This window comes from Chitinophaga sp. HK235 (genome assembly GCF_018255755.1).
Classification (GTDB): Bacteria; Bacteroidota; Bacteroidia; order Chitinophagales; family Chitinophagaceae; genus Chitinophaga.
The window spans coordinates 2,152,426-2,167,560 of the sequence record NZ_CP073766.1; the positions used below are offsets into that span (position 1 = coordinate 2,152,426).

Here is a 15,135-nt window from a genome sequence, read left to right on the forward strand (position 1 = left end):
TTGTTATACATTTGAAGTATGAATGAAACCTTTGTAGCAAATTGGAAATCGCAGGTCAAAAAGGGAACATTGACTTTCATCATCCTGAATATCCTTAAAGGCAATGAATATTACGGCTATGAGCTTATTGAACAGATAAAGCAACATACTGATATGGAAATTGCCGAAGGAACACTTTATCCGTTGATGAACAGGTTAAAAGCTGAAAACCTGGTCGATTCAAAGTGGGTAGAACAGGAAACAGGCATCCCCCGGAAATATTATTGTCTGACCTCCATGGGAGCCAAAACCCTGGCTCAAATGAACGAATACTGGAAAAATCTGGAACGCTCCATCCATAAAATAATCAAATGAAAATAGAGAACATAAAATTCAACCAGCCAGCTTCAAAAAGAGTATATAATGATTACATGAAGCGTGTTAAGAAAGCTACCCGTTCCCTTTCGACAGAAAACCAGGATGATATCTACATGGAGCTTAACAGTCATATTTTTGAAGCTATTCAACATAAAGACAAGACCAATGAAATAGATTCATTACTGGATATTCTGGAAAAACTGGGGCCTCCGGAAGAAGTGTTAAAACCGCTGGTAGCCGATAAAAAACTGGAACAAGCCACCAAAACCTTCAACCCCATCCATGTTTTTAAAGCCTTAGTATTAAACATCACCAATGGTATTTCCTATATCATTTTCCTGGTGCTTTATCTCATGCTATTCGGATTTGTATTCCTGATCATTGCCAAACTGATAAATCCATCCGGAGTAGGATTGTTTTACAGGGATTCTTCCTTTGTAGTGCTGGGAGTAGCCAGTGATAAGGATCTGGAAGGACTAAGGGAAATACTGGGATTTTGGTTTATTCCCATTATGCTGTTCGCAATTGTTTTGTTTTATATACTCATCACAGCTCTCTTAAAATTGAAAAAAAGCCTCAATCGCAAACTATGTTAAAAAGAGTAATTATCGCCGGCCTGTTGACTATAACAGCCAACGTTTCTTTTTCCCAAAATTTTAACCGCCAACGTTTAGACAGCCTGTTTAATATTCTGGAGGAAAAAGATAAATATATGGGTAGCATAGCTATTTCACAAAACGGCCAGCCACTATACACAAGAGCTATTGGATATAGTGATATTGAATCTTCCCAAAAAGCAGATACAAAAACCAGATACAAAATCGGGTCTATCTCCAAAATGTTTACCGCCTCACTTATACTGAAGGCAGTGGAAGAAAATAAATTATCATTGGATCAAACGATTGATAAGTACTATCCTCAAATCCCGAATGCAAATAAAATAACGATTACACAATTGCTCCGGCACAGAAGCGGTATTCATAACTTCACCGACGACAAGGCTTATCTGACATATAATACGCAGGCCAAATCAGAGAAAGAAATGATGGCGATCATTGCCGGCGCGAAAAGTGATTTTGAACCAGATACACAATCTGAATACAGCAATTCGAACTATGTTATTCTGTCTTATATCCTGGAGAAGCTCTATGGTAAATCTTATGCAGATATCCTAAAGACTAAAATCACCACACCAGCAGGTTTAACAAGTACTTATTCCGGAGGCAAAACCGATCTCAAAAAAAATGAGAGTTACTCCTACAAATTTAATGATAAATGGACTAAAGAAACAGAAACGGATCCGTCCATACCACTGGGAGCAGGAGCAATCATGTCAACTCCCACAGACTTAACCGTTTTCATTGAAAAACTTTTTGCCGGCAAAATCGTTTCAGAAAGATCATTGGATTCCATGAAAACCATCGACGGAAAGTATGGAATGGGAATGTTTAAACTTCCTTATTTCGAAAAGTACTGTTACGGACATACAGGAGGGATTGATGGGTTCCAATCAGTCTTGGTATATTTTCCCGCAGAGAAACTTTCCGTGGCCATCACTTCAAACGGATTGATATATGCAAACAACGATATACTTCTATGCGCATTAAGCTGCTATTTCAACAAGCCATTTGACATACCAACTTTTAAAACCATAGCGCTAAACCCTGAAGCACTAGATCAGTTTTCAGGCAACTACGCCAGTACCCAAATTCCTTTAAAACTCCAGATAACAAAGGCTGGAAACAAACTATATGGCCAGGCCACTGGACAATCATCCTTTCCGCTGGATGCAATATCTGCAAACACTTTTCAATTTGAAAAAGCGGGTATAGTCATTGAATTTAATACAGAAAAAAAGCAACTGACTTTAAAGCAGAGAGGACAAGTATTTCTGTTTACAAAAGAATAATCGGGGCTGACCCAAGTGCGTAAAAATGAGAAGACGGATCATGTGATTATAAACCTGCCCCTTTTAATCCGGCCCCACGGGCTGCCTTGAGAACAAGGTAGCCCGTGGGGCCAGCGTTTTAGATATAATGCATAAGTGAGTTGTCAGCATTGAATACTGTTGCCTGAAACCTTTTCAAGGTTTTGGGAATGTATAGCAAGTCGTCTAACCAGGCTGATGATCCCTTTTTTATCATAACCATATAATTCATGAAGTTGCTGCTGTGTACCCTGTACCGCGAAGGTGTCTGGCAGCCCCAATCGCTTTAAGGTAACATGGTAACCATGCTCCACTATAAATTCCATCACAGCACTCCCTACACCCCCTGAGATACAACCATCTTCGATAGTGATCACCTTGGAAAACTGGCGGAATACCTCATGTAGTAATGCCTCATCAAGTGGTTTAAAGAATCGGAGATCATAGTGGGCTACGTTCAATTGATACCCTTCCAGCTCCTCGCAGGCTTCTTTTACGTATTGTCCCACCGGGCCAAGGGAAAGAATGGCGATATCCTTACCGGGTCTGATCTTTCTTCCCTTTCCTATTTCCAGTTTTCTGAAACCGGAGGACGCAGGCGTTGATACTCCCGGCCCCTTGGGATAGCGAATGGCAAATGGTCCGCTTCCCTTGCTGGCCTGCGCCGTAAAGAGAAGATTTCTGAAGTCTTCCAGGTCCATGGGGGAAGCACCAATGATGTCAGGCACGCACCTTAGAAAGGCAATGTCAAATGCACCGTGATGTGTTGGCCCATCCGGGCCTACGACACCCGCCCGGTCAATACATAATATGACGTTCAGCTTTTGCAGGGCTACGTCGTGGATGACCTGATCATAGGCACGCTGTAAAAAAGTGGAGTATATCGTGCAAAAAGGTATCATTCCATCAGCGGCGAGGCCGGCCGAAAAAGTAACTGCATGTTGTTCGGTGATGCCTACGTCAAAAACACGTTCAGGCATTTCCTTCTTCATGCTGGTTAGTGCACTTCCCGATAACATCGCAGGTGTTACCGCCATAATCTTCGGGTTTCTATTTGCCAGTTCAATTAAGGTATCGCCGAATACTGACTGGAAAGTGACAACCTGATCTGCAACCGTCTCCACATCCAATGTCGCACCTGTAAATCTGTCGAATTTTCTTGGTGCATGCCATTTCGCTTTATCGGCCATCGCTGGGGCAAAACCTTTCCCTTTGGTCGTTACACAATGTAATAACCTGGGCCCGGGTATATGTTTCAGTTTTTCCAATACATTGATCAGCTTTTTAAGATCATGCCCATCGACGGGACCAAAATACCGGATGTTCAGCGCTTCGAAAAGATTACTGTAACGCAATAGTCCACCTTTCACGGTTTTTTGAAGCTTCCGTACCATATCCACAGGCCACTTGTCTGGCTGCCCGGGATGTGATAACAACTTCCTGATATGCAACTTTAACGCATTATAGTGCTTGCCGGTAGCTAGTTCCGTAAGATAGTTCTGTAAAGCACCCGTATTGGCATCGATCGACATATTATTGTCGTTCAGTATCACCAGCATATTTGGCTGTTCATACCCGGTATTATTCAATGCTTCAAACGCCTGCCCTGCCGTCATAGCCCCGTCACCGATTACCGCAATGTGTTGGCGTGTATTTTCATCGCGGTATCTGGCCGCACAGGCCATGCCCAGTATGGCCGAAATAGAGGTGGAAGAATGGCCGGTTCCGAAGGCGTCGAATACACTCTCCTCCCTGCTTGGAAAACCGCTGATCCCACCCAGTAACCTGTTGGAATAAAAACGGCTCTTCCTTCCTGTCAACAATTTATGCGGATACGCTTGGTGACCAACATCCCAAACAAGTTTGTCTTCCGGCGTATTAAATACATAATGCAGTGCAACCGTAAGTTCCACAACACCGAGACTGGAACTGAAATGACCTCCATTCGAGGCAACATGATCAATTAAAAAAGACCTCAGTTCCTCGCAAAGGTCTTGCAGAGACGAAACGGGTAGGTTTCGCAGATCATCTGGTGTATCAATATTATAATTTCCGGGCATTCAGCATTCTTTCCCGCAAATTTAAATCGCTTACATTTACAGTACAGACACAGAATACATATAAATTACCAGTACAGATATGAAGGTGTATAAATTCGAAGCCTTTACCAACGCCATTGAAAAAAACATACGCGAGGGCGTTTTCAAACCCGGACATAAATTGCCGTCTGTCCGCGATCTGAAGGAGCAATATCAAACAAGCATCAGCACTATACAGCAGGGATATGAGTATCTGGTCGCCCGCGGATTGGTGGAGAGCGTGCCCAAATCGGGCTATTATGTCAGTAACAGACCGGACCTATCAAATCAACAGGTGAAGGCCAAACACCGGCCGGTAGCCAGGGACGCCATTTTTAAACATCATCTTGGACTTACGACCTCGCTGAAGGCAGGACGCAAATTCTCAGAATTTAATGTAGCGGCTCCCGGCGATCTGTTAATACCTCAAAAATTACTGCTCCGTACCATGCAACAGGTGATCAGGGAGCAGGGCGCCACTTTGCTACGCTACTACCCTTCAAATGGATCGATAGAACTAAAGGAGAATATCCTAAAAAAAGCAGCTATTCATCAAACCATTATAAATCCCGACGAACTGCTTATTACCGATGGCGCATTACAGGCATTACACATCGCTTTAGCTGCTGTGTGCAATGCAGGCGACGTGATAGCTGTTGAGTGCCCTTGTGTATTTTCAGTACTGGAAGTTATAAGGGTACTCCATCTCAGGGTTATCGAAATCCCGGTTGACCCATATACCGGATTTGATGTTGACTTTTTGAGAAAGGCCTGCCGCAGCAATGCTATTAAAGCCGTAATCGTAACGCCCAATTTCCATAACCCTACCGGGATATTACTGACCGATGAACAAAAGCTGGCACTGCTGTCCGTTGCACATCAATATAATGTTGCGCTTATAGAGAATGATGTCTATGGAGACCTGAACTTCCACGGGCACCGACCTTCCATCATAAAAAGATTTGATGACAGCGGACTAGTGTTATCATACTCGTCTTATGCGAAAACATTGGCGCCGGGAATACGGGTCGGTTGGTTGGCAGCGGGGAAATTTATGCAACGTGCAGAACAGATCAAGTTTGCATTGGGTAGTACCGTCTCTCCCTTGTACCAGGAAACTGTCAACCGCTTGTTAGCCAGCAACAGTTATGATCGGCATGTTCGTTCATTCAGAATGCAGTTGGCAAAGAATGCGCACTTTGCCATTAATCTACTATCAGCTTATTTCCCGGAAAAGACCTCGGTCCTCAGACCTTCGGGCGGATACAATATCTGGGTGAAGATGCCAGATGATACAGATATGGTTCACTTCTATGATCAATGTGAGAAAATCGGAGTAAGGTTTACCCCAGGTTACACATTCTCCTTTTCAGGAGCTTTCGACAAGCATTTCAGGATAGTCTTTGCAGATAAATTTTCTCCCAAAAGGATGGAGGCCATCCGGCTGGCCGGACAGCGGGCGCGATAGCATCTGTACTGCTTATAATTTCAAAATGTGTACCGTCTGTGATTCGGGGAAGCGTGATAGATTTGCCTGTATAATTGCGACAGGATATGAATATCATCACGAAATTTACAGTGGTTACGAAACAGGGAATGGAAGCGCTTTTGATGCTGACAAAGGAACTGGCCATAGAGAAGTACTCAACCCTTCTCGAACAAAAAGTATTAGACAGCTATATCCTCAAAAATTTTAATGAGCAGGCCCTGGTAGCTGAAATCAACAGTATATCTAACCAGTGGCTGATAGTTTATGTGGATGATCAGCCTGCAGGATATGCGTGTATCACCTCTAAGGGTAAACGACCGCAGCCCCTGGAAGGTAAACGGGCTGCCCGCATCGTGGATTTCGGTGTGCTAAAAAAATATCCGGCGCCTGCTGTCAGAGATGCTCTGCTTGAAAAATGCCTTACTGTCTGCAAACCATATGAAAATGTATGGATAACTGAATATGCCGACAATCCATTGATTGAGCTTTTTGAAAACAAAGGATTCGCCAGGCAACATACAACCGGGCAGCTTGATGAATTACCGTTGGCCTCCGTGTGTTTGATCGCGTAAACGTTATTAGTGCACTGACTATAGCCAAACGGAAGTTCAAATGGAATTAAGTAAGAAAATCACAGCTGCCGGCGTAGAGGTAGGTACACAAGGCAAAGCCACCATGTTGCCCGTATTGGTTGTTTCACTGGCTACTTTTATCATATTTTTCCAAGGGTTGATGGTAGCTCCTTTGTTGCCCATGTTATCGGAACATTTCAAGACAACAGTCAGGCACGTAAGTTTTATAGAACCATCATACCTGCTGGGTTATGGCCTTTTCACACTATTTTATGCCCCCTTAAGTGACAGGCTGGGAAGATTTAAAGTCATCATTTTATCCCTGCTGTTGTTTACCGTTCTGACGCTAGCCACTACCATTGTTGGGGACATCAACCAGATGATCCTCTTACGGTTGCTGACAGGAATGGGAGCAGCCGGTGTGGCGCCTACTACCATTAGCTGGATCAGTGACACCTATCCCTACGAACGAAGAGGACATGCACTCGGCATTTTCTTTGGCTGTATGGCAGGCGGCACTGCCCTTGGCTCCAGCGTGGGCGCACTGTTTTCTTCACTGATTGGCTGGAGATGGCTATTTGTTGGTGTTGCAACAGCCGGTTTTGCCATTTCGATCATGATCATCGTGTTGAGAAACTGGTTATTTGACACATCTGAGAAGGCTATAAGTCAGAAGAATATTCTGGCATCCTTCCACACCATCCTCTCACAAAAACGGGCCAGGTGGGGTTATTGTTATGTCATGTTCAACGGTATGTTTCACAGCGGGATCTTCGCATGGTTAGGATATTTTTTTTATAAAAACTATGGGTCCAATGAAATGCAGATCGGCCTGGCTTTGCTCGGCTATGGCATTCCCGGGCTATTGCTGGGACCTTTTCTGGGGAAACTGGCAGATCGCTACGGCAGGAGTAAGATCATACCGCTGGGCATCTTCGTTGGTTCGTTAGCGGTACTGCTGCTTAGTCAGCAATTCAGCCTGGCGGCTTCGTGTTTGCTTGTTACCCTTTTATCACTCGGCTTTGATCTTTCGCATCCGTTGTTTGCAGCGATCATTACTACCTATAGTACCAACAAAGGCGCTGCGACGGGGCTCTTTGCCTTTTTTCTATTCCTGGGATACGGACTTGGAAGTTTAGTATTGAGCCTGATCGTTAACATCGGACTGGAAAAAGCCTTCCAGCTATACGGCATGTGCGCACTTATCGCGAGCGTGGTGGCGGTGTTTGTTTTCAGAAAAGAGAGGTGACGATATCAAGACCGGTGGATGAAAAAAGCCTTCAAATCTACGACCTGGCCATTATACAGCTTGCTGAATAGATATACTATTTGTCAGGGTTCACTTACCCTGGAATCCTGGTCGAATATACAATGCGAGGATATGTTTTTGATAGTATCATAGTAGTTTACGATAAACTACAAAACCTGACCGTTCCGCCAATTTATCATACAATTGAATTGCTGTATGATTTGTTTCCTGGGTTTGCCAATAAACCCTGGAACACCCATTTGTTTTAGCAAGGCTATACACAGATTCAATGAGTTTTCGGGCAATTCCATTTCCCCGGAATTCCTGCGATACAAATAAATCCTGTAGGTAGCAACTTGGTTCCACTGTTATAGTACTGCGGTGATAAAGGTAGTGCGAAAGCCCTATTAGCCTTCCGTTACACTCCGCAACTATCGCATGGACAGGCTCGTAAACATCAAAAAAGCGGTTCCATGTCGTCCGGGAAATTAGAGGATCAAGCATTTTTGCCCCCCATCGTCCATAAAATTCATTGTAGCCTTCCCACAAGGCAAGCCATTGTTCAAAATCTTCCTGATGCAGTTTTCGGATAATAAATTCCATGATTAAAGATAAATAAATTCCTTTTTTTACTGAAAGATTCCGTTTGACTTAATAATTTGGCAGCAGCCGCACATTTATCTACTATGCCTGGCATTTTTAATTGAATGGAATAACTTGTGCTGTCTTAGTTTTTAAAATCCTGATTTTTATGTTTGAATAAATATGGATCCATTTTTTGTTATCAATAAAAAATCCCTGAATCAGAATAAAAACAAGCTGAAAATCATAGAGCATCATAAATATGGCGATCCCTGTATGTAAAAGTATAGCGGCCGTGATTATAATCATTTTCGTTCTTTTTAGCCATACCAGTATCGGGTATAATAATTCCAAGAACAAGGTACCATAAGTGGTCAGCACAACCACAACTGTATTATTCCCTATCCATGTGTTTAAAGATGTTCCATTAAATCTTTCCAGGTTGAGTATATAGTATACGGCCACTCCATGAAACCAGACGTCTGAATTCATTTTATGAATAGCACTAATAAAGTATATCATACAGATATGAATGCAGATGCACCAACCGGCCATGTTTGAAAGGAAATTTCTAATATCCTGATTTTTATTACTTTTCACCTTTCTAGAGGTGAAATAAATGAAGCTATCAGCAAAAGATAAATAAAGAAGGAGGAATTTTAATATATTGTCACCGCCATTTAATATTTGTGGACACAATTTTTGAAGCAATTCATGTAAAATAAAAACAAGAAAAGCAGTGTAATTTCTTCCTACACCCAGCAGGAACAGGAATATGAAGAACAAATATGTAAATAGGAATACATATATATTCTCTCTGAGTATATCAGCATCAAAAGAAATGGAGAGTATACTGATGATTTTACGTGTGGGACTAAGAAAATCCTTTCCTTCAAATATTAACGGAATAAATTTCCATTGCAGGATTAGTTTCTTTAATAGCAGGAGGCATATTAGAATCCGGAACAGACTTAAATAAAAACTAAACTTGTTTTCCTTTGTCTGTGAATCAATGAGTACATTTAATCTTCTCATCTTATTTTGAAAATATGTGACTACTAAATATTACTTTCTCCTCTCTTTTTGCGGACATTCTGTCAACAAACTGGGCCAAATTTATACGTGTAATTTGAATCTGATAGGATGTTTTTTCTATATTAATATTTTGTTCACTGGCTATTTTTAATGCATAGTTGCGAAGTGTGATGAAGTCAGTCGAATTTTCAATCTGAGTGATGATCCTATCAGTTATCAGGCTATCGGATAGATTGTGACGTGTTTGAAATTCTTTTCCCTTATACGCGTCCTGCATCGTTTTAAGTTTGTCGTCAATGCCTATAAGAGAAGATGCAAAAATATAATCCATGATCTGAGCAGATGTATTGAATGGAGCATTGTTATGCTTTTTCCGGAGTATCGGTTCAAGAACTTCGAAGACACTTTTGTTCGAAGTCGCTTTTTCGATAAAGACAATGTATATCCTGGAGTTGTATTTGGGCGGAGGGGCAAAAAATGCCCATCGTTGAAAAAACACTGACTGAAACTGATTATTCATGTTATCCAGACTGATATTCAATGGATTTGGAGGAAAGATGAAGAATAGAGTGATGATCCAGTAGCACCCCAAAAAAAATAGAATGATTTTAAAAAGAAATGTTTTCATTCCTGCTGGTATTTAGTCATTCAATGGCAAGGTTGATATAGCTTGAGGCAGCCTCAGACAGGCACTATTAAGCACCCAAAGAACGAATTTGTCTTCTCTCCTCAACAGGGAAATTTATTCAGGGAACGGAGTCCTCTTGTATAATCATACAAAAGGACTCCTTGCTTTAAAGATGTCCGATTTGTCAGGACTATAAAATATATTGTGTAAATGGTTCGAGTGAATGCTCCTTTATCATAGAGCCCAAAACCGGGAAAGGTGCTGCTGCCACGCCATTCCACCTCCCCCACCCCGGCAGGGGGTTCAAACAATGAGGAAGGGTTTACACAAAAAATTTTATACTCCGGATTTGTCAGAATGTCTCTATTTGTCAAGGTTTTGCATTTTCATATAAACAAGCCGGTCATTAGACTCATGTTTAAAGGAGGCAGAGTCACAAATGCCAATCACAGATACTGTGGCAGCTACAACAGCTGCCGCAGAAGTTTCTGCCAGTGCAACAGTAACCAGAGGAGTGAAAGCTTGTTGATAAGATGCTAATGCTGATGTCTTCAGATTGAGGTTGCTTGTTTCAATTTTTTTTACCTCTGCTTTGTAGGTGTGTTTCTGAGGGATAAACGACATCAATAAAAATGATGTACATGCAGCAAAAATAATGGCATAACTACTTTTGTTTTTCATGATTTGTTTTTTGAGGGTTGTAATCCCTGTCTAACGCCATGGGAATTAGATGTTCAGCGTCTCTTCCTAGTTTATAGAGAAAAGTATATGTATAGAAATCATTAATGGTATAATGAAATATGGGTAACGGTTTGTTGGCAGTCGAATATTTTTTAAATAGGATTTTTGAGTGCCCTGGAAAACTTGAAGTAAGTGGGTTATTACTATAAAATAGGGTAATAGACTCGTTTATGGGTTATACAAATTGGTTGATTTTCCATTCTTAAACTCATCAGTTTGCATAGTATAAAGCTAGAGGGACGTTCGTCTGTAGAATTTGATATTTCAATATTAATAAATAAATTCAAGAATAAAAAATATTTTCCTGGTTACAAGAGTTCGATAATAAGGTCGCTAATTTTCCAGTATTCAAGCATGGTAGAAATTGTATTTGATACCTATTGAAAGACCAACCCTGGAGCCATTTTTCATAAATTTAAAAGTTACACCATTTTAACCGTAATTGGATAGCAGGTAGAACAAAAAATTTATTGGGTGACAAAAATGACAACTACTGATTCCAAGACCTTGCGCATTGATTTTGTTGGAAAGGAAAAGGCCTTATGATGTAGAATTGGATGGCCTTTTGTAGACATATGAAAGAGATACTTATTAAAGCATTTAAACTCATACTAATTTTGCCGGTCAAAGGCATCTGTTCATCAAACCTATTTATCAAATGTTTCTACTAAAGTGGTTAAATCGTTTACTGGCATTTTCCCTGGAAATAATTATGTTAATTGTTGCAGTGTATGTTCCTATTAAAACCATTGTTTCTCCATGGTTAAAATATGCAGTGGCTGCAGGGTTGTTGTTGCTCATTATTTTGCTTTGGAGTATATGGGCGGCTCCAACAGCCACGCGGAGGTTAAAATTACCATACATCGTTATTTTTAAATTCCTGATCTACCTCATCCCTACTTACCTGCTTTTTAGGATAGGCATGAGGAATTATGGCTGGATGTTTTATGCTTTGGTAGTGATTACAGAAATTGCGGCAGTACTGTTCAATGAGTATAATTGAGCCATTAAGTAAAAAGACTCATCATAAGCAGTGGCAGGAATATCCTGCCACTGCTTATTTATCCCTCATATCTTTACTGTTTCCATACTGCTGCATCATCTGCCACTGCCACGGCTTCTATTTCTATCAGCGCATCAGGAGAATAAAGGGAAGACACTTCCAATATAGTGTCTGCCGGATAGGGAGCCTTAAAATATTTTTCTCTCAAAGCAACTATCTTATTAAAGTTGCCCATATCCTTTAACAGGATAGTTACCTTTATCACATTTTTAAGACTGGAACCACCAGCTTTCAATACCCTTTCCAGGTTCTCAAAAGCTCTGGCTGCCTGCTTGTCGAAATCGTGAATCCCAATTAATTGACCACTATCACCAATAGCTGTTTGTCCGGAAATGAATAGGAGATCACCAGCACGATAGCCCTGAGCAAGATGGAAAGGCTGATAAGGGTCTGGATTGATTTTTATTTGTGAGATCTTCAATTTATCATTTTTTAATTGATGATGTGGATTTTTTGATTGTGCAAATACATATATGCTGTGCAAACTGACGAGCATTAAAAAAAGTGTTTTCATGAGATATTGATGTGTTTTGATTTGATAACTTCATTCGCATGTTTGATGGTGGCTTCCGGCCAAAGCATATCAGGATGGAAAGGAAGAGGCGGCGTTCCGTTCAGTATGTGCATAGGCCATGCAGGATCAGCCAGGGCCGCCTTTCCTACTGAGAGGAGGTCGGCATGCGATTCTTCAATGACCCTGGTGGCCCTTGTCAGTTGGTGCATTCCACCGTTAGCGATGATCACCTTGCCGGTTATTTGTTTGGCGAGTGCGGCATAAGAGGTTCCATTACTGTAGAAGCTGTCTCGCTCCCACTCTCCGCTTTGAACGGCAATATGAATAAAATCGGGTGCTGCTTTTCTTACTTCCTCCAAAATTTCGATAGCCATGGCCGCGCCATTTTTCCAGCGGTATTTGAGATCATTAACTTTTCCTTCTGATAGCCTTATACCTACAAGGAAATGTGCTGGTACAACCGCTCTGATATCCTGAATAACTTCAGCGGCAATACGGAAACGATTGCTGGTGCTGCCTCCATATTGATCTTCACGAACGTTTAGTTCCGGCGTAAGAAATTGATCAAGTAGGTAACCATTGGCCATATGTAATTCTACACCATCAAAACCGGCCTGGAGTGCAACCTTGGCGGCGTTTACAAAACCTTTTTTAACGGCATTGATATCTTCCAGACTCATGGCCTTCGGAAAGGGATAAGCACCTGTGCCTCCATACTGTGCCATTTTAACGCCTGCCGGTTGTATAGCAGAAGGAGCAAGTGTTTCCTGAAAGTACTGCGATAGAGCGCCTGCATGCATCAGTTGTGCAATCATAAGCGAACCATGTTTTTTCACCTGTTCTACTACCGGTTGCCAGGCTGCTGCATGAGAAGAGGAGGTGAGCCCGGGTTGATGAGGATAAGCTTTACTCGCCATCTCATCTGTATAATTTCCTTCTGTGATGATCATACTGAAACCTCCTTTTGCAAAGGCGGTATAATAGGCTTCCATTTCAGCGGTGGCCAACCCTTCAGCGGTAGCACTTACCCGCGACATAGGCGCTATGATCAGCCTGTTTTTTAGTGAGTGCCCGGGCCATCGCAACGGCTGGAATATTGGATGTTTTATCATGTCCATAAGTAAGTTTATTATGAACACAAAACTACTCCACACATTTCTGCTGCACGTTTAACTATTATAATAAAAAGGATTAAACTAGTTTAATTTTTCATGGTAATACCAAGGCAGTAGGCGTGTTGCCTCTGCCGGCCAACTGGCATAAAATGTCACGTTGCCATTCCCACAACAAATGTATATTCTTAGTAAAAGCCGGTTAACCTATATAAAGTACGGGAAAGAAATGGGGGTTATTCAAAAGGAACTCAACTAAACGCTCGGCTAAAAAAGAAAACCCCGCGCCATGCGCGAGGTTTGAAACTTGCCCGTGATCCCGTTGGGATTTCGTTTAACTATTTTAAGTCTATGGGGCTTTATCCAACTTAATTATCAAGTTCTGACTTTCAATATTCTTATAACACCGATCAATGACAACGTGGAATTGCTGAATGCACGTTTGAGTCTAATAAAGCATGAAGGTCATGGTAGTACTACCATTTTTGCTGGTGATTTTCCCATATATATTTCCGCTGTCAAAAAGATAATCTAAAGTAAACTCATTATTTTGTAGGAATGTATCCAATAAAGTTACGCTATAGGTGGCATAACCAGGCGCCAATACAATCTTATTACTCAGTTTGTACAACCCTGTTGTTGGATTGAAATCATAGTCAAAACGATATCTCGTCGGATAAATGTAATTCCCTTTGAATAACAGCCCTTCCATAATTATTTTCTTATTAGGAACATCCCATACCAGATTGATCTCGCTCTTGTCGTAAGAATTCGGATAAGCTAACACCAGTAAGCTCAATTGCTTCAGGATAGTAGTGCCCGCAGGATTTGTGCCCGGCAAATTAGCCAAAAACGGAAGATTCAATCCCACATAACTCAACCCTATCATTTGATTCAATGGAAGAAGGGCTGTCTCTGAACTCCGGACCTCTATCTTCTCTCCACTCTTTGTTTGTACAAAGAGTTTATCGCCCTGCAATAATATTCTTGTGACAGACGTGTTCCCAATCTGTACCCTTCCCGCGACTTCCATGCCATTGACAGAATAAGAAAAAATCCCGGAGGAACGCTTGAGTTCCTTATTCACCAGGCTCATTATTTCCACTCGTCTTGCACTGTTATTGGGTATAATCTGATAGGTAACGCCGTCATAGTCAAAAAGAGAGACCTTGTTACTTGCAAAAACAGCCTTTACCGCATTAATACTTGCCAGATAACCTCCATTCAGATACGCCTCCTGTTCCTGTTTGTTTGCTTTTACCAAAACCATTTCTGTTCTGAATTTGCGGCCAACCAGGAACATCGAATCGGGGGTAGCCCGAACAAACTCAAATTCATTGTCTCCTTTAAATCCCTGCCCTACAACACCACCGCTCACACCAGGATCCGGATCACTTAACAAATGAATGTAATTGTAGGTCTCAAAAGAAAGAATCGGAGCGTTTACCAATTTAACCCTGTATGCAGATACCTGCACCACAGCGCTACTGGTAGCATTGATATCGGACACCATGCAAACCCTGTCTTTCTTTCCCTCAAAATCGAAGTCCATATAAAACCCGAAATTACCCTTCAACAGGGTTGTATTCGTTATTTTCCAACCATACTCGGCCTGTATGAGCATCTGCTTGAATTTTTGTTGCTGCTCACTCATACGCTCATCAGGAGTTTGATTAAAAGTCAGATCTACATCTGAGCGGCTACAACCTGTAACCAAAACGGAGATGACAAACAAGAGTTTATATAAATTCTTCATAATCTCATGAATTAATTTGGTTAATCAGTATT

General features: G+C 41.5%; 15 protein-coding genes. 7 read left to right on the plus strand and 8 right to left on the minus strand.

Annotation, left to right across the window (positions count from 1 at the left end; all coding sequences use genetic code 11):
- Positions 1–18 precede the first annotated feature (18 nt).
- Genes KD145_RS06910 through KD145_RS06920 form a run of 3 tightly spaced genes read left to right on the plus strand, consistent with a single transcriptional unit; the run spans position 19 to position 2,266 of the window.
- On the plus strand, positions 19–354 hold the full coding sequence (locus KD145_RS06910) for a PadR family transcriptional regulator (protein ID WP_212005174.1): 336 nt from the start codon (positions 19–21) through the stop codon (positions 352–354).
- 56 nt (positions 355–410) lie between these two features.
- Positions 411–953, plus strand: coding sequence for a hypothetical protein (locus KD145_RS06915; RefSeq protein ID WP_212005175.1), 543 nt, complete (start codon positions 411–413; stop codon positions 951–953).
- On the plus strand, positions 947–2,266 hold the full coding sequence (locus KD145_RS06920; RefSeq protein WP_212005176.1) for a serine hydrolase: 1,320 nt from the start codon (positions 947–949) through the stop codon (positions 2,264–2,266). Before KD145_RS06915 ends, KD145_RS06920 begins: the two co-directional genes overlap by 7 nt.
- A 143-nt stretch (positions 2,267–2,409) precedes the next feature.
- Here the strand turns inward: KD145_RS06920 and dxs are convergent, their stop codons facing one another.
- Complete coding sequence (dxs, locus tag KD145_RS06925) at positions 2,410–4,344, minus strand: 1-deoxy-D-xylulose-5-phosphate synthase (RefSeq protein ID WP_212005177.1); 1,935 nt, start codon at positions 4,342–4,344, stop codon at positions 2,410–2,412.
- A gap of 79 nt (positions 4,345–4,423) precedes the next feature.
- On the opposite strand from dxs, the gene KD145_RS06930 reads away from it, so the two are divergent.
- From KD145_RS06930 to KD145_RS06940, 3 genes are all read left to right on the plus strand, one after another.
- Positions 4,424–5,830: a PLP-dependent aminotransferase family protein gene (locus tag KD145_RS06930; protein WP_212005178.1), complete on the plus strand. Its 1,407-nt coding sequence runs from the start codon at positions 4,424–4,426 to the stop codon at positions 5,828–5,830.
- Between the two features lie 86 nt (positions 5,831–5,916).
- Complete coding sequence (locus tag KD145_RS06935; protein ID WP_212005179.1) at positions 5,917–6,423, plus strand: N-acetyltransferase; 507 nt, start codon at positions 5,917–5,919, stop codon at positions 6,421–6,423.
- A 40-nt stretch (positions 6,424–6,463) separates the two neighbouring features.
- Positions 6,464–7,672: an MFS transporter gene (locus tag KD145_RS06940; RefSeq protein WP_212005180.1), complete on the plus strand. Its 1,209-nt coding sequence runs from the start codon at positions 6,464–6,466 to the stop codon at positions 7,670–7,672.
- 147 nt (positions 7,673–7,819) lie between these two features.
- On the opposite strand, the gene KD145_RS06945 is transcribed toward KD145_RS06940, so the two are convergent.
- From KD145_RS06945 to KD145_RS06960, 4 genes are all read right to left on the minus strand, one after another.
- Positions 7,820–8,275, minus strand: coding sequence for a GNAT family N-acetyltransferase (locus KD145_RS06945; RefSeq protein ID WP_212005181.1), 456 nt, complete (start codon positions 8,273–8,275; stop codon positions 7,820–7,822).
- Between the two features lie 96 nt (positions 8,276–8,371).
- Positions 8,372–9,289, minus strand: a complete 918-nt coding sequence (locus KD145_RS06950; RefSeq protein ID WP_212005182.1) for a hypothetical protein — start codon at positions 9,287–9,289, stop codon at positions 8,372–8,374.
- A 1-nt stretch (position 9,290) separates the two neighbouring features.
- The gene (locus tag KD145_RS06955; RefSeq protein ID WP_212005183.1) at positions 9,291–9,917 is read right to left on the minus strand and encodes a hypothetical protein; all 627 of its coding nucleotides are present in this window, start codon (positions 9,915–9,917) and stop codon (positions 9,291–9,293) included.
- Positions 9,918–10,280: 363 nt separating this feature from the next.
- Positions 10,281–10,598: a hypothetical protein gene (locus KD145_RS06960; protein ID WP_212005184.1), complete on the minus strand. Its 318-nt coding sequence runs from the start codon at positions 10,596–10,598 to the stop codon at positions 10,281–10,283.
- A 718-nt stretch (positions 10,599–11,316) separates the two neighbouring features.
- Here KD145_RS06960 and KD145_RS06965 point away from each other — a divergent pair.
- Positions 11,317–11,661, plus strand: a complete 345-nt coding sequence (locus KD145_RS06965) for a YrdB family protein (protein ID WP_212005185.1) — start codon at positions 11,317–11,319, stop codon at positions 11,659–11,661.
- A gap of 73 nt (positions 11,662–11,734) precedes the next feature.
- Here KD145_RS06965 and KD145_RS06970 read toward each other — a convergent pair whose 3' ends face one another.
- From KD145_RS06970 to KD145_RS06980, 3 genes are all read right to left on the minus strand, one after another.
- Positions 11,735–12,142 (minus strand): RidA family protein, encoded by a 408-nt coding sequence (locus KD145_RS06970; RefSeq protein ID WP_212005186.1) that lies wholly within the window; start codon positions 12,140–12,142, stop codon positions 11,735–11,737.
- Positions 12,143–12,231: 89 nt separating this feature from the next.
- Positions 12,232–13,353, minus strand: a complete 1,122-nt coding sequence (locus KD145_RS06975) for an NADH:flavin oxidoreductase (RefSeq protein ID WP_212005187.1) — start codon at positions 13,351–13,353, stop codon at positions 12,232–12,234.
- Between the two features lie 442 nt (positions 13,354–13,795).
- Entirely contained in the window at positions 13,796–15,103 is a 1,308-nt protein-coding gene (locus KD145_RS06980; protein ID WP_212005188.1) for a DUF4302 domain-containing protein, read from the minus strand.
- Positions 15,104–15,135 lie beyond the last annotated feature (32 nt).